The 25620-nt window shown below is 63.9% G+C and carries 24 protein-coding genes; 16 read left to right on the forward strand and 8 right to left on the reverse strand.

Annotation, left to right across the window (positions count from 1 at the left end):
* The first annotated feature begins 334 nt into the window (after nucleotides 1-334).
* Nucleotides 335-1441 (forward strand): NADH:flavin oxidoreductase/NADH oxidase, encoded by a 1107-nt coding sequence (locus tag ABOA88_RS23420; RefSeq protein ID WP_196167638.1) that lies wholly within the window; start codon nucleotides 335-337, stop codon nucleotides 1439-1441.
* Nucleotides 1442-1594: 153 nt separating this feature from the next.
* Here the strand turns inward: ABOA88_RS23420 and ABOA88_RS23425 are convergent, their stop codons facing one another.
* The 5 genes from ABOA88_RS23425 to ydcS all read right to left on the reverse strand — a co-directional run bounded on the left by ABOA88_RS23425 (nucleotide 1595) and on the right by ydcS (nucleotide 7085).
* Nucleotides 1595-3019, reverse strand: coding sequence for a gamma-aminobutyraldehyde dehydrogenase (locus ABOA88_RS23425; protein WP_196167637.1), 1425 nt, complete (start codon nucleotides 3017-3019; stop codon nucleotides 1595-1597).
* A 16-nt stretch (nucleotides 3020-3035) separates the two neighbouring features.
* A complete protein-coding gene (locus ABOA88_RS23430; RefSeq protein WP_043213737.1) occupies nucleotides 3036-3842 on the reverse strand; it encodes an ABC transporter permease in 807 nt (268 codons plus the stop codon).
* On the reverse strand, nucleotides 3832-4764 hold the full coding sequence (locus ABOA88_RS23435; protein WP_367851448.1) for an ABC transporter permease: 933 nt from the start codon (nucleotides 4762-4764) through the stop codon (nucleotides 3832-3834). Before ABOA88_RS23435 ends, ABOA88_RS23430 begins: the two co-directional genes overlap by 11 nt.
* Complete coding sequence (locus tag ABOA88_RS23440) at nucleotides 4761-5807, reverse strand: ABC transporter ATP-binding protein (RefSeq protein ID WP_367851447.1); 1047 nt, start codon at nucleotides 5805-5807, stop codon at nucleotides 4761-4763. The genes ABOA88_RS23435 and ABOA88_RS23440 overlap by 4 nt, the downstream gene beginning before the upstream one ends.
* Before the next feature lie 126 nt (nucleotides 5808-5933).
* Entirely contained in the window at nucleotides 5934-7085 is a 1152-nt protein-coding gene (ydcS, locus tag ABOA88_RS23445; RefSeq protein ID WP_367851446.1) for a putative ABC transporter substrate-binding protein YdcS, read from the reverse strand.
* Nucleotides 7086-7323: 238 nt separating this feature from the next.
* Here ydcS and ABOA88_RS23450 point away from each other — a divergent pair, with 238 nt between their 5' ends.
* The 15 genes from ABOA88_RS23450 (at nucleotide 7324) to ABOA88_RS23520 (ending at nucleotide 23556) form a co-directional block, all read left to right on the forward strand.
* Nucleotides 7324-8043 (forward strand): tellurite resistance TerB family protein, encoded by a 720-nt coding sequence (locus ABOA88_RS23450; RefSeq protein WP_196167633.1) that lies wholly within the window; start codon nucleotides 7324-7326, stop codon nucleotides 8041-8043.
* 130 nt (nucleotides 8044-8173) lie between these two features.
* Nucleotides 8174-9796, forward strand: a complete 1623-nt coding sequence (locus ABOA88_RS23455) for a methyl-accepting chemotaxis protein (RefSeq protein WP_196167632.1) — start codon at nucleotides 8174-8176, stop codon at nucleotides 9794-9796.
* A gap of 5 nt (nucleotides 9797-9801) precedes the next feature.
* A complete protein-coding gene (locus ABOA88_RS23460) occupies nucleotides 9802-10308 on the forward strand; it encodes a chemotaxis protein CheW (RefSeq protein WP_196167631.1) in 507 nt (168 codons plus the stop codon).
* Nucleotides 10305-11564: a CheR family methyltransferase gene (locus ABOA88_RS23465; RefSeq protein ID WP_196167630.1), complete on the forward strand. Its 1260-nt coding sequence runs from the start codon at nucleotides 10305-10307 to the stop codon at nucleotides 11562-11564. Before ABOA88_RS23460 ends, ABOA88_RS23465 begins: the two co-directional genes overlap by 4 nt.
* Nucleotides 11561-12220, forward strand: coding sequence for a chemotaxis protein CheW (locus ABOA88_RS23470; protein ID WP_419183362.1), 660 nt, complete (start codon nucleotides 11561-11563; stop codon nucleotides 12218-12220). The genes ABOA88_RS23465 and ABOA88_RS23470 overlap by 4 nt, the downstream gene beginning before the upstream one ends.
* A complete protein-coding gene (locus ABOA88_RS23475) occupies nucleotides 12217-14508 on the forward strand; it encodes a hybrid sensor histidine kinase/response regulator (RefSeq protein ID WP_367851445.1) in 2292 nt (763 codons plus the stop codon). Before ABOA88_RS23470 ends, ABOA88_RS23475 begins: the two co-directional genes overlap by 4 nt.
* Nucleotides 14505-15518: a chemotaxis response regulator protein-glutamate methylesterase gene (locus ABOA88_RS23480; RefSeq protein ID WP_196167628.1), complete on the forward strand. Its 1014-nt coding sequence runs from the start codon at nucleotides 14505-14507 to the stop codon at nucleotides 15516-15518. The genes ABOA88_RS23475 and ABOA88_RS23480 overlap by 4 nt, the downstream gene beginning before the upstream one ends.
* 51 nt (nucleotides 15519-15569) lie before the next feature.
* Nucleotides 15570-16574, forward strand: a complete 1005-nt coding sequence (locus ABOA88_RS23485; protein ID WP_367851444.1) for a diguanylate cyclase — start codon at nucleotides 15570-15572, stop codon at nucleotides 16572-16574.
* A gap of 158 nt (nucleotides 16575-16732) precedes the next feature.
* A protein-coding gene (gene prfB, locus ABOA88_RS23490; protein WP_102082206.1) for a peptide chain release factor 2 occupies nucleotides 16733-17828 on the forward strand; the annotation gives its coding sequence in 2 pieces (ribosomal slippage) (nucleotides 16733-16804 and nucleotides 16806-17828; 1095 coding nt in all).
* A 93-nt stretch (nucleotides 17829-17921) separates the two neighbouring features.
* A complete protein-coding gene (lysS, locus tag ABOA88_RS23495; RefSeq protein WP_043213762.1) occupies nucleotides 17922-19424 on the forward strand; it encodes a lysine--tRNA ligase in 1503 nt (500 codons plus the stop codon).
* Between the two features lie 225 nt (nucleotides 19425-19649).
* Entirely contained in the window at nucleotides 19650-20354 is a 705-nt protein-coding gene (locus ABOA88_RS23500) for a TetR/AcrR family transcriptional regulator (protein ID WP_043213763.1), read from the forward strand.
* A 46-nt stretch (nucleotides 20355-20400) separates the two neighbouring features.
* Nucleotides 20401-20949, forward strand: coding sequence for a hypothetical protein (locus tag ABOA88_RS23505; RefSeq protein WP_196167625.1), 549 nt, complete (start codon nucleotides 20401-20403; stop codon nucleotides 20947-20949).
* A 111-nt stretch (nucleotides 20950-21060) separates the two neighbouring features.
* Complete coding sequence (locus tag ABOA88_RS23510; RefSeq protein WP_043213767.1) at nucleotides 21061-22338, forward strand: flavohemoglobin expression-modulating QEGLA motif protein; 1278 nt, start codon at nucleotides 21061-21063, stop codon at nucleotides 22336-22338.
* Entirely contained in the window at nucleotides 22310-23233 is a 924-nt protein-coding gene (locus tag ABOA88_RS23515; RefSeq protein WP_196167624.1) for an alpha/beta hydrolase, read from the forward strand. The genes ABOA88_RS23510 and ABOA88_RS23515 overlap by 29 nt, the downstream gene beginning before the upstream one ends.
* Entirely contained in the window at nucleotides 23230-23556 is a 327-nt protein-coding gene (locus ABOA88_RS23520) for a hypothetical protein (protein ID WP_043213771.1), read from the forward strand. The genes ABOA88_RS23515 and ABOA88_RS23520 overlap by 4 nt, the downstream gene beginning before the upstream one ends.
* 103 nt (nucleotides 23557-23659) lie before the next feature.
* Here the strand turns inward: ABOA88_RS23520 and ABOA88_RS23525 are convergent, their stop codons facing one another.
* The 3 genes from ABOA88_RS23525 to ABOA88_RS23535 all read right to left on the reverse strand — a co-directional run bounded on the left by ABOA88_RS23525 (nucleotide 23660) and on the right by ABOA88_RS23535 (nucleotide 25524).
* Nucleotides 23660-24451: an OmpA family protein gene (locus ABOA88_RS23525; protein ID WP_367851443.1), complete on the reverse strand. Its 792-nt coding sequence runs from the start codon at nucleotides 24449-24451 to the stop codon at nucleotides 23660-23662.
* A 51-nt stretch (nucleotides 24452-24502) separates the two neighbouring features.
* On the reverse strand, nucleotides 24503-24916 hold the full coding sequence (locus ABOA88_RS23530) for a DUF4398 domain-containing protein (protein WP_367851442.1): 414 nt from the start codon (nucleotides 24914-24916) through the stop codon (nucleotides 24503-24505).
* Between the two features lie 287 nt (nucleotides 24917-25203).
* Nucleotides 25204-25524, reverse strand: coding sequence for a hypothetical protein (locus ABOA88_RS23535; RefSeq protein ID WP_090346043.1), 321 nt, complete (start codon nucleotides 25522-25524; stop codon nucleotides 25204-25206).
* Nucleotides 25525-25620: the final 96 nt, after the last annotated feature.

Consider the following 25620-nt stretch of genomic DNA (forward strand, 5'->3'; position numbering starts at 1 on the left):
ATGGAGGTTTGCGCAGCAAACCGGAGGCCGCGAAGCCCCGAAAGGCACCGGAGCGGAGGGAACCCCGGAGCGCAGCGCAGGGGCCGTATGCGGGAGCAAAACGGCTTTGGTTACTTTGGCCAAGACCAAAGTGACCCGCCGTGAAGGCGGAAAGCGCCGGGGGCGCCGCCACCAACACCGGATATTCACACAACCTGAAAGCCCAAACCCAAACCCAACACAAAAAAACCACCACCCCCTATCTGGTCTAGTCTGAAAAAGACCGATACCGGACCAAGGCCCCACACAAGTGCCCGGACCGGCCAAACCATTGGAGTCCCTGGGAGGTGCCCTCATGAGCCTGCTGCTCGAGCCTTACACCCTGCGTCAGTTGACCCTGCCCAACCGCATTGCCGTTTCCCCCATGTGCCAGTACTCCGCTGTAGATGGTCTGGCCAATGACTGGCACCTGGTGCACCTGGGCAGCCGCGCCGTTGGCGGTGCTGGCCTGGTGATCACCGAAGCGACGGCGGTGACCCCCGACGGCCGTATCAGTGCCGAGGACCTGGGCCTGTGGAATGACGCACAGATCCCACCCCTGCAACGCATCACCCGCTTCATCACGGCCCAAGGCGCCGTGCCGGGCATCCAGCTTGCCCACGCTGGACGCAAGGCCAGCACCCATCGCCCCTGGCTGGGCAAGCATGGCAGCGTGACGGTCGAGGAGGGCGGTTGGCAGCCGGTCGGCCCATCCCGGATCGCCTTCGATCCAGAGCACACCGTGCCCCGCGAACTCTCCGAGGACGAGATCGCCGGTATCGTCCAATCCTTTGCCGATGCCGCCCGTCGAGCATTGGCTGCGGGTTTCAAGGTAGTCGAAGTGCATGCCGCCCACGGTTATCTGCTGCACCAGTTCCTTTCGCCGCTGAGCAACCAGCGCCGGGACCGCTACGGCAGCTGCTTCGAGAACCGCATCCGCCTGACCCTGGAGGTGACTGAGGCGGTGCGCAATGTCTGGCCCCAAGAGCTGCCGCTGTTCGTGCGGGTGTCGGCCACCGATTGGGTCGAAGACGGCTGGAACCCGGATGAAACCGTCGAACTGGCCCGGCGCCTGCGCACCCTCGGCGTGGACTTGATCGACGTGTCCTCCGGCGGTACCTCGGTCAACGCCGAGATTCCCACGGGGCCTGGCTACCAGACTCGCTTCGCCGAGCGTGTACGCAAGGAGTCGGAAATCGCCACCGGCACGGTCGGCATGATCACCGAACCGGCCCAGGCCGAACACATCCTGCGAACCGGTCAGGCAGACATCATCTTCCTCGCCCGTGAATTGCTACGCGACCCCTACTGGCCCCTGCATGCCGACGATGACCTGGGCGGCAACAAGGCCACCTGGCCAGCCCAGTACCAGCGCGCGACCAGCCGGGCCAACCCGATCCATGAGTCGGACTTGAGGGACTGAAGCCCACCTCTTCGAGTATTACCAACAAGGTTTACCCGCGAATGCGACGGTGAGTTCACTGACGCATTCGCGGGTAAACGCCACAGTTGCTCTCACACGGTGGCTCGGAATCAAATCGAGGCTGTAAACAGCCCCGACCCGTTCGCTTCTGGCTCAGTGCTTGATCATCACATGCCGCACGCAGGTGTAGTCCTCGAGCCCATACATCGACATGTCCTTGCCGTAACCCGAATGCTTCTGACCGCCATGAGGCATTTCGCTGACCAGCATGAAGTGGGTGTTGACCCAGGTGCAGCCATATTGAAGGCGCGCGGCCAAGCGGTGTGCGCGGCCGGTGTCGCGGGTCCAGACCGACGAGGCCAGCCCGTAGTCCGAGTCGTTGGCCCACGCCAGGGCCTGGGCTTCGTCACTGAAGCGCGTCACCGAGACCACCGGCCCGAAGACTTCGTGGCGCACGATTTCATCGTCCTGCAGGGCATCGGCGAGCACGGTTGGTTCGAAGAAGAACCCTTCTCCCGGGATGACCTTGCCGCCGGTGACCAGACGAATGTGCGGCTGGGCGATGGCGCGCTCTACCATGCCTGCGACCTTGTCGCGGTGCTGTGCGCTGATCAGCGGGCCGAGCTCGGTGTCGGGCGCATCCTGAAGGCCCGGCTTGAGGCTTGCCACTGCCTCGCCCAGACGTTCGACGAAGCGATCATAGATGCCGTCCTGTACATAGAGGCGGCAGGCGGCGGTGCAGTCCTGGCCGGCATTGTAGAAGCCGAAGGTGCGGATCCCCTCGATGGCCGCGTCGAGGTCGGCGTCGTCGAAGACCAGCACCGGCGCCTTGCCGCCCAGCTCCATGTGCATGCGTTTCACGCTGTCAGCAGTGGAACTGACGATATGTGCGCCGGTGGGGATGGAACCTGTCAGCGAGACCATGCGCACCTTGGGATGGGTGACCAGCGGCGCGCCGACCGTCTGGCCACGGCCAAAGACGATGTTGAGTACCCCGGCCGGCAGCAGGTCCTGGGCCAGCTCCGCCAGGCGCAGGGCTGTGAGCGGGGTCATCTCCGAGGGTTTGAGCACCACGGTGTTGCCTGCCGCCAGGGCCGGGGCGATCTTCCAGGCCAGCATCATCAGCGGGTAGTTCCATGGGGCGATGGAGGCAACCACACCCAGTGGGTCGCGACGGATCATCGAGGTGTGTCCTGGCAGGTACTCACCCGCCGCCGAACCGCCCAGGCAGCGCGCGGCACCGGCGAAGTAGCGGAACACATCGGCGATGGCCGGAATCTCGTCACCCAGCGCGGCGGCAAAGGGCTTGCCGCAGTTCTGCGACTCTAGCCTGGCCAATTCCTCGCCATGCTGTTCGATGGTGTCGGCCAGGGCCAGCAACGCCGCTGAGCGCTCCTTCGGGGTGGTTTGCGACCAGGTATCGAAGGCCAGGTCAGCGGCGCGGACGGCGGCATCGACCTGGGCTTCGGTCGCTTCGTTGATCTGCGCCAAGGCACTGCCAAGGGCAGGGTTGAGCACGGTCCAGGCGGGGCCTTCGCCTGCGACCAGGCGACCGTTGATCAGCATTCGGGTTTGCATCGGGACTCCTCCTAGGTCATTTGCCGCTGCCCGCGACGCTCTCGCCGCCACGGGTCAGGTAATAGGCGCCGAGTATCGGCAGCATGGTCACCAGCATCACCAGCATGGCGACCACGTTAGTGACTGGCACGTCGCGCGGGCGGCTGAGCTGATTGAGCAACCAGATCGGCAGTGTGCGCTCATGGCCGGCGGTAAAGGTAGTGACGATGATCTCGTCGAACGATAGGGCGAATGCCAGCATGCCACCCGCGAGCAGCGCCGAGCCGAGATTGGGCAGGATGATGTAGCGAAAGGTCTGCCAGCCATCAGCGCCCAGATCCATCGAGGCTTCGATCAGGCTCTGGGATGTACGGCGCAGGCGGGCGATGACGTTGTTGTAGACGATCACCACGCAGAACGTGGCGTGGCCTACCACAATGGTGAGCAGCCCAGGTTCGATGCCCAGGGTCTTGAAGGCCGAGAGCAGGGCAATGCCGGTGATGATGCCGGGCAAGGCGATGGGCAGGATCAACATCAGCGAGATGCTCTCCTTGCCAAAGAAGCTGCGCCGGTACAGCGCCGCCGCGGCCAGGGTGCCAAGCACCAGGGCGATCACCGTGGCCAGGCAGGCGACCTGCAGCGACAGCTTGATCGCCTCCAGTACGTCCTGGCGGGCGAAGGTCACGGCGAACCACTTGAGGGTGAAGCCGCGCGGGGGAAAGCTGAATGCCGCGTCTTCGGTGTTGAAGGCATAGAGCAGGATGATCAGGATCGGAAAGTGCAGGAACACCAACCCGCCCCAGGCCGCCAGGCGCAGGCCCAGCGAGGCTTTTTCAGAGTGCATCGAAGGCCCCCAACCGTTTGACGATCGACAGGTAGACGGCGATCAGCACGATGGGCACCAGCGTGAACGCCGCGGCCATGGGCATGTTGCCGATCGCCCCTTGCTGGGCATACACCATGCTGCCGATGAAGTAGCCCGGCGGGCCGATCAGTTGCGGCACGATGAAGTCGCCCAGGGTCAGGGAGAACGTGAAGATCGACCCGGCGGCGATACCCGGTACCGCAAGTGGCAGCACCACCAGCACAAAGGTCTGGCTCGGCCGGGCGCCCAGGTCGGCCGAGGCCTGTAGCAACGAGGGCGGCAAGCGCTCCAGCGAGGCCTGGATCGGCAGGATCATGAACGGCAGCCAGATGTAGACGAACACCAGGAACCGTCCAAGGTGCGAGGTGGACAGGGTACTGCCACCCATGCCGGGCACGGCGAGGATCGCCTGCAACAGGGCCTGCAGGTGCAACTGCTGGATGAACCACTGGGCCACGCCACCTTTGGCCAGCAGCAGTGTCCAGGCATAGGTCTTGACGATGTAGCTGGCCCACATCGGCATCATGACGGCGATGTAGAAAAACGCCTTGGTCCGCCCCGAGGTGTAGCGGGCCATGTAGTAGGCGATCGGGAAGGCCAGCACCGCGCTGGCCACTGACACGGCGAGCGCCATGGCCAGGGTGCGCAGGATGATGTCGAAGTTCGCCGGGGCGAACAGGGCCGTGAAGTTGGCCAGTGTCAGGTCTGGCGTCACCGCCATGGTGAAGTCGTCGAAGGTGTAGAACCCCTGCCAGAGCAGGCTCAGCAGCGAGCCCAGGTAGATCGCGCCAAACCAGGTCAAGGGTGGGATCAACAGCAGCGACAGGTACAGGTTCGGCCGCCGGTAGAGCAGGGTGCCGAGCCTTCTGATCAACGACGGGCTCTCCATCGCCAGGGTCATCTTGGCTGGACCTCGTCCAGGACGGTTTCGCGCAAGTGTCTCATTGCGGCGCGGGGCCAATGGGCCTGCACACGCTGTCCCAGCTGCCAGGGCAGGGGGCGCTCCTGCCAACGGTCATTGGCCTGGCTGACGGTCAACAGCAGGCCGTTATCCAGCTGCACTTCGTAGCGCGTGGCACTGCCCTGGTACTGGATATCGTGCAGCAAGCCGCTGACCTGGATGTCCTCGGCGATTGCCGCGTGCTCTGCCAGGCGGATGTGTTCGGGGCGGATGGAAAAAGGCGAGACGTCTCCGGTGAGCTGCTGGGCCAGCTCGCCGCGGATCACGTTGGAGGTCCCGACGAATTCGGCGACGAAGGTGGTCGCCGGTTTCATGTACAGATTGCGTGGGCTATCGACCTGTTCGATGCGGCCCCGGTTGAACACCGCGACGCGGTCGGACATCGACAAGGCCTCTGTCTGGTCGTGGGTGACGAAGATGAAGGTGATGCCCAATTGCCGCTGGAGTTTCTTCAGCTCGCCTTGCATCTGTTCGCGCAGCTTGAGGTCCAGGGCACCGAGCGGCTCGTCGAGCAGCAGCACCCGTGGTCGATTGACCAGGGCGCGGGCCAGGGCAACGCGCTGGCGCTGGCCGCCGGAGAGCTGCGCCGGCTTGCGCTCGGCATAGCCTGCCAAGGCGACCATCGCCAGGGCCTCGTCGGCACGGCTGTAGCGTTCGGCCTTGGCGATACCCTTGACCTTCAGGCCATAGGCGATGTTGTCGCGCACGTTCATGTGCGGAAACAGGGCGTAGTCCTGGAATACCGTGTTCACGTCACGCTGGTAAGGCGGCAGTCCAGCCGCCTCCACATCATGCAGGCGGATCGAGCCGCTGCTCGGTTGTTCGAAGCCGGCGATCAGGCGCAGGCAGGTGGTTTTGCCCGAGCCTGAGGGGCCGAGCATGGAAAAGAACTCGCCTTCCTGGATATCGATGCTGACCCGGTCGACGGCCCTGATGTCGCCGAACGTGCGGGAAACCTCGGTGAGCTGGACTGCTAGGGGCATTGCGCTGGCTCCGTGCATTTTATCTACCGCGTAGACCCTTTCGCGGATGAACCCGCTCCCACGGCGATTGCGCCGTACCGAGCAGGGTCACCCGTGAAGAAGCCGGAACAACAATCAGTCGATCTGTCAGCGTCCGCCCATGATCGCAATATAGTCCTGGGTCCAGCGGCTATAAGGGACGAACTTGCCGCCGCTGGACTGCGGCGTCTTCCAGAACGCGATCTTGTCGAAGTTGTCGATCCCGTTGATCTTGCAGCCCTCGGCGCCCAGCAGCTCGCTGCCGGTGCAAGCGGCGGGCACCGCCGGCACGGAGCCGAACCAGGCCGCGACGTCGCCCTGGACCTTCGGTTGCAATGACCAGTCCATCCATTTGTAGGCGCAGTTGGGGTGCTTGGCTTCGCTGTGCAGCATGGTGGTGTCGGCCCAGCCGGTGGCGCCTTCCTTCGGGATGGTCGAAGCGACCGGCTGGTTGTCGGCCTTCAGACCATTGACCATGTAACCCCAGGAACTGGAGGCGGCCACGCCTTCGTTCTTAACGTCGCTCATTTGCACGGTCGCATCGTGCCAGTAGCGGTGGATCATCGGCTGTTGCTGGCGCAACAGGTCGAGTACGGCCTTGTACTGGGTTTCGTTCAGCTCGTAGGGGTCCTGGATGCCCAGCTCGGGCTTGGTGGATTTCAGGTAGAGCGCGGCGTCGGCGATGTAGATCGGGCCATCGTAGGCTTGTACCCGCCCTTTGTTCGGCTTGCCGTCCGGCAGGTTCTGGGGCTCGAAGACCACACTCCAGCTGGCGGGCGGTTGCTTGAACACTGCGGTGCTGTAGAGCAGCACGTTCGGGCCCCATTGGTAAGGCGTGCCATAGACTTGCTTGTCGACCACGTACCAGCCGCCGTTCTGCAGGCGTGGGTCGATGTTCTTCCAGTTGGGGATCAGCGCCGTGTTGATCGGCTGTACCCGCTTGCCGACGATCAGGCGCAGCGAGGCGTCGCCCGAGGCGGTCACCAGGTCGTAGCCGCCCTTGGTCATCAGGCTGACCATTTCGTCGGAGGTCGCGGCGGTCTTCACACTGACCTTGCAGCCTGTCTCTTTCTCGAATCCGGTGACCCAGTCGTAGGCCTTGTCGCTTTCGCCGCGTTCGATGTAGCCGGGCCAGGCGACGATATCCAGGCGCCCCTCGCCATCGCCGATGCTCTGGGGCAGGCCTGCGGCCTGCAGGTTGGCGCTGGCCAGCAGGGCGCCGATCACGGCGCTGGACAATGCGGTCTTGTGCACTGACATGGTGTTCCCTCTTTTGGAATTTTTGATCGGGGCAGTCATCAAGAAAGCAGCGAAGCGATGGGGTAAGCGTAGTGCGCTTGTCGCGGACCTGGGGGCCGTGCAGGCAGGCGCATGCGATGTCGAGTCTAGTTCGTTTTTTGCCGGTGGCTACGCAACATCCGGATGCAAATGCATTAAGCGTGAGTTCAGTCCACAGGCCTAATCTGGGGCTTTCCATTTCAGCAAGAGGTAATGCCAGATGAACACCCGTGGCTTGCTCGATCAACTGCTCAAATCCGGTCAGGAGTTGCTGCAAAACCAGCAAGGCAAGGGCGGCGGCGCCAAGGGGGCGGGCCTGGCTGATCTGCTGGGCGGCCAGTCAGGCAAGGGCGGGCTGGGCAGCCTGCTCTCCGGCGCGGGTGGTGGTGCCCTGGCGGCAGGTGCCCTGGGGCTGCTGCTGGGCAGCAAGAAGGCCCGCAAGTATGGCGGCAAGGTGCTCACCTACGGTGGCCTGGCTGCGCTCGGTGTGCTGGCGTACAAGGCCTACGGCAACTGGCAGGCGCGCCAGGGGCAGACCGCGGCCCACGAGCCTCGTACCCTTGATCGGCTGCCAGCGGCCCAGGCCGAGCAGCACAGCCAGGCGGTGCTCCGCGCCCTGGTGGCGGCGGCCAAATCGGACGGGCATATCGATGAGCGCGAGCGCGCCTTGATCGAGGGTGAATTCGTCCGCCTGGACAATGATCGCGAGCTCCAGCATTGGCTGCACGCCGAACTGAACAAACCGCTGGACCCCGCCGAAGTGGCCGCTGCCGCACAGACGCCTGAGATGGCGGCCGAAATGTACCTGGCCAGCGTGATGATGGTCGATCAGGAGAACTTCATGGAGCGCGCCTACCTGGACGAACTGGCCCGCCAACTGCGTTTGGATCCTGGCCTGCGCCAGGAGCTTGAGGATCAGGTCCGCCTCGCTGCCGGGTAGGCCACAGGGCATTGTTCCACCAAGGTCGGGACGCCTCCACAGCCTGCAAAATCAGCCGCGAACGGGCGGGGCGCCTAGGCTATACTCTGGCGATTTTTCCCCGCTCGTAATGAATTCCTGAGGGCTGAACGTGAAGAACTGGACCTTGCGCCAACGGATCCTGGCAAGTTTCGCCGTGATCATCGCCATCATGCTGCTGATGATCGTCGCCGCCTACTCGCGGCTGGTGGCGATCGAGGCCAGTGAAGAGGCAGTAGGCTCGGACAGTATTCCCGGCTTCTACTACAGCTCGATGCTTCGCAGCGCCTGGGTCGACAGCTACGTCACCAGCCAGCAGTTGGTGGGGTTGTCCGGTCGGCGGGAAATCACCCCGGCCGACCTGGCCGAGTTCAAGAGTTTCGATGAGCGCCTCAAGCAGCAGATGGCCAGCTACCAGGCGACGGTCCATGATCCGGACGATCAGGCCGCGCTCGATGCGTTCAGGGTGCTTGAAGCCGACTACATGAAGATCGTCGACCAGGTGCTGGAAGCATATCGGCAGAAGCACTATGCCGAAGCCGAGCGTCTGATCAACGAATCCCTCACCCCGGCCTGGATCAATGGCCGTCAGCACCTGAACCGTGTCATCGAAAGCAATCGCGAATCCGCCGAAGCCGCTACCAACGACATCGTCAGTGCCGTAGCTACGGCCAAGGGCAGCATGATCGTCTCGTTGCTGCTGGCAATCCTGGCTGCCGGTATCTGCGGTCTGCTGTTGCTGCGTGCCATCACCGCGCCCGTGCAGCGCATCGTCCATGCCCTGGACAAGTTGCGCTCGGGCGACCTGAGCATGCGCCTGAGCCTCGCCCGCAAGGATGAGTTCGGCAGCATCGAGACCGGCTTCAACGAAATGGCCGTGGCGCTGGCTGACCTGGTTGCCCAGGCCCAGCGTTCGTCGGTGCAGGTGACCACCTCGGTCACTGAAATCGCCGCCACGTCCAAGCAGCAACAAGCAACTGCCACCGAAACCGCCGCCACCACCACCGAGATCGGTGCCACCTCGCGGGAAATCGCCGCTACCTCCCGTGACTTGGTCCGTACCATGACCGAGGTGACCTCCGCCGCCGACCAGGCCTCGGTCCTTGCCGGCTCTGGCCAGCAGGGCCTGGCACGCATGGAAGAGACCATGCACCAGGTGATGGGTGCCGCCGACCTGGTCAACGCCAAGCTGGCAATCCTCAACGAGAAGGCCAGCAATATCAACCAAGTGGTCGTGACCATCGTCAAGGTGGCCGACCAGACCAACCTGCTGTCGCTCAATGCCGCCATCGAGGCGGAGAAGGCCGGTGAGTACGGCCGTGGTTTCGCCGTGGTGGCCACCGAGGTGCGTCGCCTGGCCGACCAGACCGCCGTGGCAACCTATGACATCGAGCAAATGGTGCGGGAAATCCAGTCCGCCGTCTCGGCCGGGGTCATGGGCATGGACAAGTTCTCCGAGGAAGTGCGACGGGGCATGTTCGAGGTCCAGCAGGTGGGCGAGCAGCTCACCCAGATCATCCACCAGGTTCAGGCACTGGCGCCGCGGGTGCTGATGGTCAACGAAGGCATGCAGGCTCAGGCCACCGGTGCCGAGCAGATCAACCAGGCCCTGGCCCAGCTCAGCGATGCCAGCACCCAGACCGTGGAGTCCTTGCGCCAGGCGAGCTTCGCCATCGATGAGTTGAGCCAGGTGGCTGCCGGACTGCGCGGCGGTGTGTCGCGCTTCAAAGTCTGACGGCGATGAACGACGTGCAACCCCATCAGGAACAGGCCGACGGTGCCAAGGCGGTGCTGTATCTGCAGTTCTGCATCGGCGAGCAGCGCTTTGCCCTGGACGTACGCGAGGTGATCGAGGTATTGCCACGGCGCACGCTCAAGCCCATTGCCCAGGCGCCTGCGTGGGTCGCCGGTATCCTGGCCCATCGTGGCGCCCTGGTCCCGGTGATCGATCTCTCGTCGCTGAGCTTCGCCACCCCGGCCCCAGTGCGTACAAGCACCCGGCTTGTGCTGGTGCACTATGGCGGCGACCGGCAATTGGGGTTGATTCTGGAGCAGGCCACCGACACCTTGCGATGCCGGCCCGATGAGTTCCAGCCGTATGGGCTGGACAACGCCGACGCGCCTTACCTGGGGCCGGTGCGCCAGGATACCCGGGGTCTGCTGCAGCGTATCGAAGTGGACGACTTGCTGCCGGACGATGTCCGCGATCTGCTGTTCCCCGAGCCGCCAGGGCAGGAGCCGGCATGATCGAACATCACTTCTTCCGTTTCCTGCAGGAGCGCATCGGCCTTGACGTCGAGTCGGTCGGTGCACCCATGGTCGAACGTGCCTTGCGCCAGCGCTGCGCTGCCGTGCAGGCCGATGGCCTGGACCATTACTGGTCGCGCCTGCAGCAATCGGCCAGCGAGCAGCAGGCACTGATCGAGGCGGTGATCGTCCCGGAAACCTGGTTCTTCCGCTATCCCGAGTCCTTCACCGCGCTGGTGGGGTTGGCCCACAAGCGCCTGGCCGAACTTGCCGGTCTGCGGCCGCTGCGAATCCTCAGCCTGCCGTGCTCCACGGGCGAGGAGCCCTATTCGATCGCCATGGCGTTGCTCGAGGGTGGCCTGGACCCGGCTGCGTTTCGTGTCGACGCCATGGATATCAGCCCCAGCTCCATCGCCCGCGCAAAACAGGCCATCTACGGGCGCAACTCTTTCCGGGGCAGCGAGCTGGCGTTCCGTGACCGGCATTTCAGCGAAACCAACGAAGGCCACCAGTTGGACGAGCGGGTACGACGCCAGGTCGATCTGCAAGTCGGCAACGTGCTCGATCCTGCACTCAAGAGTCAGCAAGGGCTGTACGACTTCGTGTTCTGCCGCAATTTGCTGATCTACTTCGACGTCCCGACCCAGCGCCGGGTGTTCGAAGTGCTGAAGCACCTGACCCATGCCCAGGGCGTGCTGTTCATCGGCCCTGCCGAGGGCAGCCTGCTGGCAAGGCTGGGCATGCGCCCGTTGGGCATCGCCCAGTCGTTCGCCTACGTACGCCAGGAGGCGCCAGCCCCGACGCCTGCACCTGTCGCGCAAGTTGCACCGATCAATCGTCCCCCGTCCATGCCTTCCCAGGCCCCACGGCCTGCCAGCCGTCCGGTGCGCCTGTCGCGTCCCCTGTCGTCGCCACTGCGCTCGCCGTCGCACGCCCAAGGTGAGAGCGAGCTGCTGGCCACAATCGCCCGTCAGGCCAACGCCGGTGAAAGCGCGCAGGCCCGCGCCAGCTGCCAGCGCTACCTGCAGCAGTTCGCTCCGACAGCGCAGGTGTTCTACTGGCTCGGTCTGCTCAGCGACACCGAAGGCGACAGCCAGGAGGCCATCAGCCAGTATCGCAAGGCGCTGTACCTGGAGCCGCAACATGCCGAGGCCTTGATGCACTTGGCGGCATTGCTGGCCTCCCAGGGAGACGAGGCGGGCGCGCGGCGCATGCAGGAGCGGGCAGCACGTGTGGGACGGGAGTCTGAACGATGAGTGAAACCATGCACCTGATCGCACGGGACGATGAGCTCATCGACGATTGCTGGAACCGTATCGGCGTGCACGGCGACAAGCAGTGCCCATTGCTCGAGCGTCACATTCATTGCCGCAACTGCCAGGTCTACGCCAGTGCGGCCACGCGGCTGCTCGATCGCTATGCGCTGTTGCAGGACGAGCAGGTCGAGGCGCCGCCGCCGGACGAAGACAGCGTCGGGCGCTCGATGCTGTTGTTCCGCCTTGGGGAGGAGTGGCTGGCGCTGGCCTGTGCCTGTCTGGCCGAGATCGCACCGCTACAGTCGGTGCATTCGCTGCCGCACCAGCGCTCCGGGGTGTTGCAAGGCGTGGCCAATGTGCGTGGCGCACTGGTGCCCTGCCTGTCGCTGGCGGGCCTGCTGGGCGTGGAGGTACTGCCGGCCCAGGAGCGCACCGGGCGCGTGATGCCGCGCATGCTGATCCTCGCCGCCGAGGGCGGCCCGGTGGTGATGGCGGTGGACGAGATCGATGGTATCCATCGCCTGGATCCGGCACGCCTGGCCGATGGCCAGGATGCCGCGCACTTCACCGCAGCGGTGCTGCAATGGCGAGGTCGCAGTGTGCGGGTGCTGGATGGACAACATGTACTGTCGGCCGTGAAGCGGAGCCTGTCATGACCCCTGAGCAAATGCGCGACGCGTCGCTGCTCGAGCTGTTCAGCCTGGAGGCCGAGGCCCAGACCCAGGTGCTCAGTGCCGGGCTCATGGCGCTCGAGCGCAACCCGACCCAGGCCGACCAGCTCGAAGCCTGCATGCGCGCGGCCCACTCCCTGAAAGGGGCTGCACGGATCGTTGGCATCGATGCCGGTGTCAGCGTCGCCCACGTCATGGAAGACTGTCTGGTGGCCGCCCAGGAAGGGCGCCTGCGACTGCGCCCCGAGCATATCGATGCCTTGCTGCACGGCACTGACCTGTTGATGCGCATCGCAACACCCAACGACCGTGATGGCGAAGCCGCGGTGCCGGCGTTCCTGGTGCAGATGGCCACTCTACTCGACCCCACGGCAGCGCCCGTGCCGGGGCCTGCCGCACCTGTCGATCCTGCGCCATCGCAGGCCACGCAGGTCGAACCGGTGCAGGCAGAACCCGAGCCGGACCCCGAAACCGAGCCTGAGCCCAGCCTGCCTCGCAAGGTCGGCAAGCTCGGTGGCGAAGGGGCCGAACGGGTACTGAGGGTCACCGCCGATCGTTTGAACAGTCTGCTCGACCTCTCCAGCAAGTCGCTGGTGGAAACCCAGCGACTCAAGCCCTACCTGGCCAGCCTGCAGCGGCTCAAGCGCATGCACGGCCAGGGCATGCGGGCCCTCGATGGCCTGAAGCAACAGCTCGAAGGCAGCGGCCAGAGTCACGAAGTGCTCGAGGCCCTGGCCCAGACTCAACGCCTGCTGGGCGAAACCCAGCAGATCCTGCAGCAGCAGGCCGCTGATATCGACGAGTTCGGCTGGCAGGCCAGCCAGCGCGCCCAGCATCTCTACGACACCGCGCTGGCCTGCCGCATGCGGCCGTTCGCCGATGTCCTGACCGGGCAGAGCCGCATGGTCCGCGATCTTGGACGATCACTGGGCAAGCAGGTGCAGTTGCAGATCGAAGGCGAGAAGACCCAAGTCGACCGTGACGTGCTGGAAAAGCTCGAAGCGCCCTTGACCCACTTGCTGCGCAATGCCGTCGATCACGGCATCGAGCTGCCCGAGCGGCGCCTGCTGGCGGGCAAGCCTGTCGACGGCACGATTCGCCTGCGCGCCTCTCACCAGGCAGGCCTGCTGATCCTCGAACTGACCGACGATGGCGCCGGAATCGACCTGGAGCGGCTGCGGCGCAGCATCGTCGAACGGGCCTTGTCACCGGCCGAGACCGTGGCGCAAATGAGCGAGGCGGAACTGCTCACGTTCCTGTTCCTTCCTGGCTTCAGCATGCGTGACAAGGTCACCGAGGTGTCGGGCCGAGGCGTCGGCCTTGATGCGGTGCAGCACATGGTGCGTGAGTTGCGTGGCTCGATCGAGCTGACCCAGGTTTCCGGCCAGGGGTGCTGCTTCCATCTGGAAGTGCCGCTGACGCTGTCGGTGGTGCGCAGCCTGGTGGTGGAGGTGGGGGGCGAAGCCTATGCCTTCCCGCTGGCGCACATCGAGCGCACCCTGGCGGTGGCTGCCGAGGACATCGTGCAGATCGAAGGGCGCCAGCACTTCTGGCACGAAGGACGGCATGTCGGGCTGGTCTCGGCCAGCCAGTTGCTTCACCGCCCGGTCGGGCAGGATGACGAGCGCAGCCTGCCGGTGGTGGTGATTCGCGAGCGTGACCAACTGTACGGCGTGGCCGTGGAGCGGTTGATCGGCGAGCGGGTGCTGGTGGTGATGCCGCTGGATGCGCGCCTGGGCAAGGTCCAGGACATTTCTGCCGGGGCCTTGCTCGATGATGGTTCGGTGGTGCTGATCATCGACGTCGAGGATTTGCTGCGCTCGGTCGAGAAACTGCTCAGCACTGGCCGCCTGGAGCGCATCGAGCGTGGTGCCCGGGGCGGTCGCGCCATGGTGCGCAAGCGCATCTTGGTGGTCGACGACTCGCTCACTGTGCGTGAGTTGCAGCGCAAGCTGTTGGGCAACCAGGGCTACGACGTGGCCGTGGCGGTGGATGGCATGGATGGCTGGAATGCCCTGCGCGCCGATGATTTCGACCTGCTGATCACCGATATCGACATGCCGCGCATGGACGGCATCGAACTGGTCACCCTGGTGCGCCGCGATCAGCGCCTGCAATCGCTGCCGGTCATGGTGGTGTCCTACAAGGATCGTGAAGAAGACCGGCGACGTGGACTGGACGCCGGTGCCGACTACTATTTGGCTAAAGCCAGTTTCCATGACGATGCGTTGCTGGACGCCGTGGTGGAGTTGATCGGGGGTGCCCAGGGATGAAGATCGCCATCGTCAACGACATGCCCATGGCGGTGGAAGCACTGCGCCGGGCCTTGGCCTTCGAGCCCGAGCACCAGGTGGTCTGGGTGGCCAGCAACGGCGCCGAAGCCGTGACGCGGTGCGCCGAGTTCACCCCCGACCTGATTCTCATGGACTTGATCATGCCGGTGATGGATGGCGTCGAGGCGACCCGACGGATCATGGCCGAAACGCCTTGCGCCATCGTCATCGTCACGGTCGACCGCAAGCAAAATGTGCATCGGGTATTCGAAGCCATGGGCCATGGCGCCCTGGACGTGGTGGACACGCCCTCGCTGGGCGCGGGGGATGCCCGTGAAGCGGCAGCCCCGCTGTTGCGCAAGATCCTCAATATCGGCTGGTTGATCGGCCAGCAACGCTCCGCGGCGCCCCGCACTGTGTCCGCTCCGCTGGTTGGGGCGTCCCAGCGTCGTGGCCTGGTGGCCATCGGCTCTTCGGCAGGTGGACCTGCAGCGCTGGAAGTCCTGCTCAAAGGGTTGCCGCGGGAGTTTCCCGCGTCGATCGTGCTGGTGCAGCATGTCGACCAGGTATTCGCCAGTGGCATGGCCGAATGGCTTAGCGGGGTCTCAGGCTTGCCGGTGCGCTTGGCGCGAGAGGGTGAGCCACCCCAGCCTGGGCAAGTGTTGCTGGCCGGCACCAATCATCACATTCGCCTGCTGCAGAGCGGCCATCTCAGCTATACGGCCGAGCCTGTCGGTGAAATCTACCGCCCCTCGATCAACGTATTCTTCGAGAGTGTGGCGCGTTTCTGGACGGGCGATGCCGTGGGTGTATTGCTCACCGGTATGGGCCGCGACGGCGCCCAGGGCCTGAAACAAATGCGCCAGCGTGGTTTTCTCACCATCGCCCAGGACCAGCAGAGTTCGGCGGTCTACGGCATGCCCAAGGCGGCTGCGGCGATCGAGGCCGCCGTGGAAATACGGCCGCTGGAACGCATCGCGGGCCGACTGATGGAAATCTTTTCGAAATGACGATATGTATTGAGTCACGCCGCCTGGCCGGCAGTGACCTGGTGAATAGGCATGAATGATCTACCGATCGAAGGTTTCACGACCATCAACGAAAGTGCGGCGATGGTCCTGCTGGTCGACGATCAGGCAATGATCGGCGAGGCGGTGCGCCGTGGGTTGGCCCACGAGGAGAACATCGACTTCCATTTCTGCGCCGATCCCCACCAGGCAGTGGCCCAGGCCATGCGGATCAAACCTACGGTGATCCTTCAGGACCTGATCATGCCGGGGCTGGACGGCCTGACGTTGGTGCGTGAATACCGCAACAACCCGGCCACCCAGGATATTCCAATCATCGTCCTGTCGACCAAGGAGGACCCGCTGGTCAAGAGCGCGGCGTTCGCCGCCGGGGCCAACGACTACCTGGTCAAGCTGCCGGACACCATCGAGCTGGTGGCGCGGATCCGCTATCACTCCCGCTCCTACCTGACCCTGCTGCAACGTGACGAAGCCTACCGCGCGCTGCGGGTCAGCCAGCAGCAGTTGCTGGACACCAACCTGATGCTGCAGCGGTTGATGAACTCCGATGGCCTCACCGGGCTGTCCAATCGGCGCCATTTCGATGAGTACCTGGAGCTTGAATGGCGACGGGCGATGCGCGAGCAGCAACAGATGTCGCTGCTGATGATCGATGTGGACTACTTCAAGGCCTACAACGACAGCTTCGGCCATCTGGCGGGCGACGAGGCCCTGCGCCAGGTCGCCGAGGCCATCCGCGGTTCCTGCTCGCGCCCGACCGACCTGCCGGCGCGCTATGGTGGCGAGGAGTTCTCCCTGGTGCTGCCCAATACCTCGCCCGGTGGTGCGCGGCTGATCGCCGAGAAACTGCGCCAGACAGTCCTGGGCCTGAACATCCCCCACACCGCACCCGAGGCAGACGCGCGCCTGACGGTGAGCATCGGCCTTGCGAGCCTCACGCCGAGCATCGGCAGCCACAGCCGGCAGCTGATTTCGGCCGCAGACAAAGGGCTGTACCTGGCCAAGAACAATGGCCGCAACCAGGTGGGCGTGGCCTGACGCTCTTCGGGGCTGCCGCGCAGCCCATCGCAGGCTGTCGCCAGCTCCCAAACGATCAGCGGCGGGCCTTGCGGTTACCGCCCAGCGGGTCTGCCGTCAGGGCGAGGACTGCGTTATACTCGCGGGCTTTTCACCGAATTCGCACGAGTAGCCCGCCCATGGAAATCCAACCGATCCTGAACACCATCAAGGACCTCACCGAACGCTCCCAGTCCATTCGGGGGTATCTTTGACTACGATCAAAAAGCTGATCGCCTGATCGAAGTCAATCGCGAACTGGAAGACCCTGCCGTCTGGAACAAGCCCGAGTACGCTCAGGGCCTGGGCCGTGAGCGCGCCATGCTGGCGCAGGTCGTCGAGACCCTGGACAAACTGTCCAATGGCCTGTCCGACTGCAAGGACCTGCTCGACATGGCCGTCGAGGAAAACGACGAAGGCGCCGTCAACGACGTTGTGACCGAGCTGCAAGGCCTGGAAGAAAACCTGGCCCAGCTTGAGTTCCGTCGCATGTTCAGCGGCGAGATGGACATGAACAACGCCTACCTGGACATCCAGGCCGGTTCCGGTGGCACCGAGGCGCAGGACTGGGCCAACATCCTGCTGCGCATGTACCTGCGCTGGGCCGACAAGCGTGGTTTCGATGCCACCATCATCGAACTCTCCGAAGGTGAAGTCGCCGGCATCAAGGGCGCGACCGTCCACATCAAGGGCGAATACGCGTTCGGCTGGCTGCGTACCGAGATCGGCGTGCACCGCCTGGTGCGCAAGAGCCCGTTCGACTCTGGAGCTCGTCGCCACACCTCGTTCTCGGCGGTGTTCGTCTCGCCCGAGATCGACGACAAGGTCGAGATCGAGATCAACCCGGCCGACCTTCGCATCGACACCTACCGCTCCTCCGGTGCCGGTGGCCAGCACGTGAACACCACCGACTCGGCGGTCCGTATCACCCACGTGCCGACCAACACCGTGGTGGCCTGCCAGAACGAACGTTCCCAGCACGCCAACAAGGACACCGCCATGAAGATGCTGCGGGCCAAGTTGTACGAACTGGAGATGCAGAAGCGCAATGCCGCCTCGCAAGCCCTGGAAGACAGCAAGTCGGACATCGGCTGGGGTCACCAGATCCGCTCCTACGTGCTCGATGACTCGCGCATCAAGGACCTGCGTACCGGCGTCGAGCGCAGCGACTGCCAGAAGGTCCTGGACGGCGACCTCGACCAGTACCTGGAAGCGAGCCTCAAACAGGGGCTGTAAACCGCATACGACCGCCGCGATACGAGGCCTTCGGCCCGTATCGCGTGCCCTGCCCGACAGGGGCAACGAACACCTGATGGAATCAATGACGACATGAGCGACCTCAAGACCGAATCGCAAGACCTGCAACAGGAAGAAAACGCCCTGATCGCACTGCGCAAGGAAAAACTTGCCGCCGAGCGTGCCAAGGGCAACGCCTTCCCCAACGACTTCCGTCGCGACAGCTACTGCAACGACCTGCAGAAGCAGTACGCGGACAAGACCAAGGAAGAGCTGGAAGCAGCCGCGATTCCGGTCAAGGTAGCCGGTCGCATCATGCTCAACCGTGGCTCGTTCATGGTCATCCAGGACATGACCGGCCGCATCCAGGTCTACGTCAACCGCAAGACCCTGCCCGAAGAGACCCTGGCCGCCGTCAAGACCTGGGACCTGGGCGACATCATCAGCGCCGAAGGCACCCTGGCCCGTTCGGGCAAGGGCGACCTGTACGTCGAAATGACCAACGTGCGCCTGCTGACCAAGTCGCTGCGCCCGCTGCCGGACAAGCACCACGGCCTGACCGACACCGAGCAGCGCTACCGCCAGCGCTACGTCGACCTAATGGTCAACGAGGAAACCCGCCACACCTTCCGCGTTCGTTCCCAGGTCATCTCGCACATCCGCAAGTTCCTGATCGAGCGCGACTTCCTCGAAGTCGAGACGCCGATGCTGCAGACCATTCCAGGTGGTGCGGCGGCGAAGCCGTTCGAAACCCACCACAACGCCCTGGACATGGCCATGTTCCTGCGTATCGCGCCGGAGCTGTACCTCAAGCGGCTGGTTGTGGGTGGCTTCGAGAAAGTGTTCGAGATCAACCGCAACTTCCGTAACGAAGGCGTCTCGACCCGGCACAACCCCGAGTTCACCATGCTCGAGTTCTACCAGGCCTACGCCGACTACCGCGACAACATGGACCTCACCGAGGAGCTGTTCCGCGAGCTGGCGCAGCTGGTACTGGGCACCACCGACGTGCCGTACGGCGACAAGGTGTTCCACTTCGGCGAGCCGTTCGCCCGCCTGTCGGTGTTCGAGTCGATCCTCAAGTACAACCCGGAGCTTACCGCCGCCGATCTGCAGGACGTGGACCGCGCCCGTGAGATCGCCAAGAAGGCTGGCGCCAAGGTGCTCGGCCATGAAGGCCTGGGCAAGCTGCAGGTGATGATTTTCGAAGAGCTGGTCGAGCACAAGCTGGAGCAGCCGCATTTCATCACCGAGTACCCGTTCGAAGTGTCGCCGCTGGCCCGTCGCAACGACGAGAACCCGGCCGTCACCGATCGCTTCGAGCTGTTCATCGGTGGCCGCGAGATTGCCAACGCCTACTCCGAGCTCAATGACGCCGAAGACCAGGCCGAGCGTTTCCTGGCCCAGGTGGCCGAGAAAGACGCCGGTGACGACGAGGCCATGCACTACGATGCCGACTTCGTCCGCGCCCTGGAATACGGCATGCCACCCACCGCCGGTGAAGGCATCGGCATCGACCGCTTGGTCATGCTGCTGACCAATTCTCCGTCGATCCGTGATGTGATCCTGTTCCCGCACATGCGTCCACAGGCCTGAGCATCCTGAGCAAGCCGCCTTTCGGGGCGGCTTTTTCATGCCTGCGGTTCGAGTGTGACTGGTTGGTCACGGCGCAGGTGCCGAAGCACTTTTGAAACATCGCCGAACCCTTCAGGCACGGCCTTGATCGCGAATGGGCCGCAGCAGGCTACAACCGTCTTTACTCAAAGCAGAGGGGATCGACCCTCACCGAGATTCAACGAGGTACTCATCGTGACTCCCGCAATGGCCCAACAAGGCGCAGCAGGCGTGGCAAGCGCCGTCGCCGAAAGCGTGCAATACCAGGGACGCAAGACAGCCCGCCAGGGCAGTGAGCAGCGCCGCCAGCAGATTCTCGACGCGGCGATGCGCATCATCGTGCGTGACGGCGTGCGCGGTGTACGTCATCGAGCGGTGGCCGCCGAGGCCGGCGTTCCGCTGTCGGCGACCACTTATTACTTCAAGGACATCGAAGACCTGCTGACCGACACCTTCGCTCAGTACGTCGAGCGCAGCGCCGCCTACATGGCCAAGCTCTGGGCCAGCTCCGAAGTGGTGCTGCGCCAGTTGCTCGCCCAGGGCGACGGCAGTCCCGAAGCCCGGGCACGCCTGGCGGACGAGGTGGCACGCATGATGGCCGACTATGTCAGTCGTCAGTTGCACACTCGGCGTGACTTCATCATGGCCGAGCAAGCCTTCCGCCAGGAGGCCCTGCTGTGCCCGCGTCTGGCTGAACTGGTCAGCGCCCACGAGCAGATCCTCCTGCATGGCGCACGGCAGATGCTGCAAGTGGTGGGGTCGCGTCAGCCCGAGCAGGATGCCCAGATGTTGACGGCCATAATCGAGCAGATGGAATATCAGGGCCTGCTCAAGGATGCGAATGCGCAAGCCGATGGGCAGATGCTCGCTATCCTTACCCGATACCTGCACCTGGTGCTGGCATCGGCCTAGGCCACGACCGGCCCGAGGGGCGATTGACCTTTTCAAGGAGAACCTGATGAAAGCCTGGCGTCTGGTGTTGTTGACTTTGTCATTCCTGCTGCTCGGTGGCTGTCTGGTGACCTTCCATGAGCCCCTGCCCAGCAACGAGGCAGCGCCCAAGGCACTGCTTGGCAAATGGAGCAGCAGGGACGCCTGGGGCGAGCCGCTCAAGCTCAGCATCAGCCGCGTGGGCGGGGATGCCTACAAGGCGGTGGCCACGGCCAAGGGCAAGGCCCCGGAAGAATATGTCTTTACCGTTTCCCGGCATGGCAATCGCTGGTACCTGTCGGCGGGTGTGCCCAAGCGCCTGGGCGGTAACTTCCTGATCGGCGGCTTCGAGGTCGTCGATGGCAAGGAGTTGGTGATCTATAACCTCGATGTCGACCAGGTGCAGCAGGCGGTCAAGAAGAAGGAGCTGACCGGACGCAGCACCGAGGTGCCGGAGGACAACGGCGAGGGTGTGCTGATTGACAGCCCGTCGTCGAGGGTGCTGGCGTACCTGGACGATCCGGCCAACTCCGACCTGTTCGTCGAAGTGGCGCGCTTCCAGCGTAGGGGTAAATAGCGCACTATCGCTGGCTTGGCTGGCCTCTTCGCAGGCGTTCACGCTGTACCTGTGGGAGCGGGTGTGCCCGCGAAGGGGCGACCACGAGCTTGATTGAACAAGGAGTCCGGGGTGGACGAGTACCAGCAGACCATACGCGCGCTCTCCGACCGCATCGTCGCGGCGCAGACGCCCATCCGCGTGCTCGATGCGGTGAAGTGGGACGACAATATCCGCAACGGCTTTCTCAAGGCCAAGGGCAAGGAGCCCCCGGCCGTGGACCGTGCCTATTACCAGGGGCGACCGCTGTCGTTCGACTCCAACTCGGTGAAGGCCGAGTTCCAGAGCATCGAGCGTGACATCACTCGCCAACTGGGTCAGTTCAACCCGGTCGGGCAGATCATGCGGCGCATGTGCAAGGAGTACCGCATGGTGGTGCGCATGCTCGAAGCCCGTGGCACCGAGGATTTCGGCTTGATCTCCCAGGAGCTGTATGGTGCGGCGTCCGACGCCTTCCATGCCGGCGACCCGACCCTGGCCGACCTGGGCCTGATGCTGTCCGATTATCTGAACAACATCGACGGCCGGGGCGACCTGAAGGACGAGCCGAAGAACCTCACCGCCAAGGAAGCCGTGGCGATCCTCCAGCGGCGCTTGAACAAGGTCTTCGGCGAGGCGGAGGAGACCATCCGCGTGTTCGAATCCGACGGTATCGTTGCCGACGCCGCGGCCGGTGCCGACTACATCAAGGTGCGTGCCGACGCGATGTTCAACAGCCGTGACGTGCGCGCACTGGAGGTCCATGAAGGCTTGGTGCACGTGGGCACCACGCTCAATGGCCTGAACCAGCCGATCTGCACGTTCCTGGCGAAGGGGCCTCCCTCGTCGACCGTGACCCAGGAAGGGCTGGCCATTCTCATGGAGGTGATCGCGTTCGCCTCCTACCCCAGTCGCCTGCGCAAGCTCACCAACCGTACCCGGGCCATCCACATGGTGGAGGAGGGGGCGGACTTCTTGCAGGTGTACGAGTTCTTCCGCGGCCAGGGCTTCGAGATGGCCCAGAGCTACAGCAATGCCAGCCGGGTATTCCGCGGGTCGGTGCCCAACGGCCTGCCATTTACCAAGGACTTGTCCTATCTCAAGGGTTTCATCATGGTTTACAACTACATTCAGTTGGCCGTGAAGAAAGGCAAGCTCGAGCAGATCCCGCTGTTGTTCTGCGGCAAGACCACCCTGGAAGACATGCGCACCTTGCGTCAGCTGGTCGAGGAGGGCCTGGTGGAGCCGCCCAAGTACCTGCCGGAACAATTCCGCGACCTCAACGCCCTGTCTGCGTGGATGTGCTTCTCCAACTTCCTCAACCACCTGAGCCTGGATCGTATTGAAGCCGACTACGCGAACATTCTCTGACGCCTGTCGCCGACTCATCCTGGGCTTGCTCGTGCTGGGATTGTCGGGGTGCAGCAGCCTGTTGTTCTTCCCGGAGCCGGGCCTGCCGTTCACCCCGCAGAAGGCGAAGCTCGAGTTTCGTGACGTGACCCTCACCGCCGCCGACGGTACGCGTCTTCACGGCTGGTGGATGCCGGCCAAGCCAGGGGTCCAAGTCAAGGGCACGGTATTGCACCTGCATGGCAATGGCGGCAACCTGGCCTGGCACCTGGGCGGCAGCTATTGGCTGCCGGAGCAGGGCTACCAAGTGCTGATGATCGACTATCGCGGCTATGGCCTCTCGCAGGGCAAGCCGAGCCTGCCGGCGGTCTACCAAGACATCGAGGCGGCCATGGATTGGCTGGAGAACGCCCCGCAGGCCAAGGGCAAGCCCTTGGTGCTGCTGGGTCAGAGCCTCGGCGGCGCCATGGCCATTCACTACCTGGCGGCCCATCCTGAGCAGCGTCAGCGCTTCAGCGCGCTGGTATTCGACGGTGTACCCGCCAGCTATCGGGAAGTGGGGCGTTTTGCCCTGAGTACGTCATGGCTGACCTGGCCGTTGCAGGTGCCATTGTCCTGGCTGGTGCCGGACGGCGACAGCGCGATCCGCTCGATCGAGCGCCTGGACACCCCGCCCAAGCTGTTTTTCCACAGTATCGACGACGATCTGGTACCCATGGACAGCGGCATCCGTTTGTACCAGCACGCCCCGCCGCCGCGGGTACTGCAATTGACCCGTGGCGCGCACGTGCAGACCTTCGCCGACCCGACGTGGCGTCAGGTGATGCTGCGCTTTCTCGACGACCCCAGCCATTTCGATGGCCTTCGGCGCCTAGCCGAAGTGCCCAACTACCCTGATGAGAAGAACGCGCAATGAGTGAAGAACGCAACGCCATCCCGATGATCCTGACCGCCGTCGGTACCATCATCGTGACGGTGGGGACTCTGTGGTATTACGGTTACTTGCATTTCGCCAAGCCCGAGGACGCCCTGCTGCTGCAGGACTACACCATGCTCAAGACCCTCCCCGGCGAGGACTACAAGGTCTCCCTCGACCCGGCGCCCCAGGTGGCGCAGTGCGTCGATGGCGTGCTGGTGCTGTTCGACACCCAGCAGAAGGGCCTGACCGGCGTGCTGGTGGACAACCGCAAGCGCGCCATTCGTTGTATGGGGCAGGAGACCCCGCAGCAGCTGCAATGACCTGCGTTCTGGATGCCTTCGCGGCCAAAGCCGCGAAGAGCCAGGACAGACAAAGAAAAGCCCCGCCTCAATCGCGGGGCTTTCTTGTTTCATTGCGCCAGCCTTACTGTTGGATCTGGCTGACTGAACGCGGCTGCACCGGCTGGTTGTCATTGGAGATGGTCACCTCCACCCGGCGGTTCTGGGCGCGGCCAGTGTTGCTGCCGTTGTCGGCGACCGGGTACTCCTTGCCGTAACCCTGGGCGACGATGCGCGCCGGGTCGACACCTGCGCGTACCAGGGCCATGCGCACGCTGTTGGCGCGGCGTTCCGACAGGCCTTGGTTGTAGCTCGCCGAGCCGACGCTGTCGGTGTATCCCTCGACGATGACCTTGCGCTCAGGGTTTTCCTGGAGGAACTGGGCCAGCTTGGTGATGTTGGGGTAGGCGCTGCTCTTGAGCTCGGCCTTGTTGAAGTCGAACAGTACATCCCCGAAGGTCACCAGGGTGCCTCGATCAGTCTGCTTGGCGTTGAGGCTTTCCTGCAGCTTGCGGATCTGTGCGTCACGGGCGTCCAGGCGGGCCTGGGCGCGTTGCGCGGAGGCGTTCTTCAACTCGTTTTCGGCCGAGCGCAGGGCGATGGTCTGCTTGGCCACTTCCACGCGCTGGTTGGTCAGGTAGGCCAACTGGTCGATTGTCTTGTCGTCCTCGCGCTCCATGAATGCCTTGTCGGCTTTGTTCAGCCAGTCCTGGGCGTCCTTGGTCTCGAGTGCTGCCAGTTTGCTGGCTTGAGGGTCGCTCTGCAGGCTGGAGAAGTGGGTGCGGGCGGACTCGAGATTGGGGTTCGGATCATGGGAGCAGCCAGCCAGGCCTACGCTCAGGGCCAGCAGGGTGGGGATCATGAGGTAATTGCGCATAGTGTTCATCCTTTGATCAATGACGAAGGCTCAAGCGGGGCTGGGCAGCGCTCATTCGGCGCTGCGCAGGCCTTCCTCGCGAAGGTCCTGGACACCTTCACGGCTGTCCTGCAGGGCCTTCTGCGCCTTGGCGGCCTGAGCCTTGCGCTCGGCCACGCGTGCATCCCACTCGGCTTGTTCGGCCAAGCGCTTGGCTTCGTCGTACTGCTTGTCATGCATGGCAATCTCGGCCTGCTTGAACTTGTCCTGGGCAGCCTTCATTTCCACGGCCGCGAACTCGGTGCCACCCGCGCTGACCGCGGAATTGACCGCGGACTGGGTGACGGCGTATTGCTCGGAGGGCGGTTTTCCGGCACAACCGGCCAGCAGCAGGCTGCCGCCCAGCGCCAGCGCGACGAGCTTGAGCCCGCGTAGCGCCGTGGAGGAGGGTTGGGGTGTGCGGGTCTTCATGATGGTCAGCTCCATGGGATCACTCCTGGTTACGACGATATCCTTAGCAGTCCATCGCTTTTTCCCTGTCATCTGCGCGCATTTCGGCCGAACTGTGCACAACGGCATGTGTGCAGGGTTTTAGCGTGATGGCTACAGGCTGTGACTTGGGCGTTTTTCCGATAGTTCAGAAAAAATGCCGAGCCTGCGCAGACGCGCAGGGTCCGTTGGAGGGGAATCGGTGGGAGGTCAGGGATGTGTCACGAGGGCACCAGGGCGGGGTAGGGCATCAGTCCCTTGCCCCGCCGAGGCTGGGGCAAGTGTCAACTCGAAAGGCTTTTTGACAGCGCCTGCTCAGCCTGCACGTAGGCGGGTGTCTTGCCGATGTCGGCGTAGATCTCCTCGCCTTCCTCGACGCGGATCACCTGCGAGCCTTTGACATAGGGGATGGCTTTCTCTGCTTCCTTGATGGCTGATTGCAACAGGCTCTCCGTGACGAAGGCTTCGTCCAGCCCATAGGCCTGTGCGAATGCCTTGATCTTGACCAGGTCCTGCTTGTGCAGGGTAAGGGTGTACTCGACGCGTTCGCAGCTCTCGCGGGCCTTGGATTCCCAGCTGTCCAGCATGTGCCTGAAGGTGTCCATGGAAAACTCCTCGCTCGAAACCTGAAGTGGGCATGACTTCGGATGCCTTGCATTCACTTTAGTTGCTCGGTGCCGAACCGGCTTGCCAGTACCGCC

The organism is Pseudomonas sp. PKS, from assembly GCF_051913525.1.
GTDB lineage: Bacteria > Pseudomonadota > Gammaproteobacteria > Pseudomonadales > Pseudomonadaceae > Aquipseudomonas > Aquipseudomonas guariconensis_D.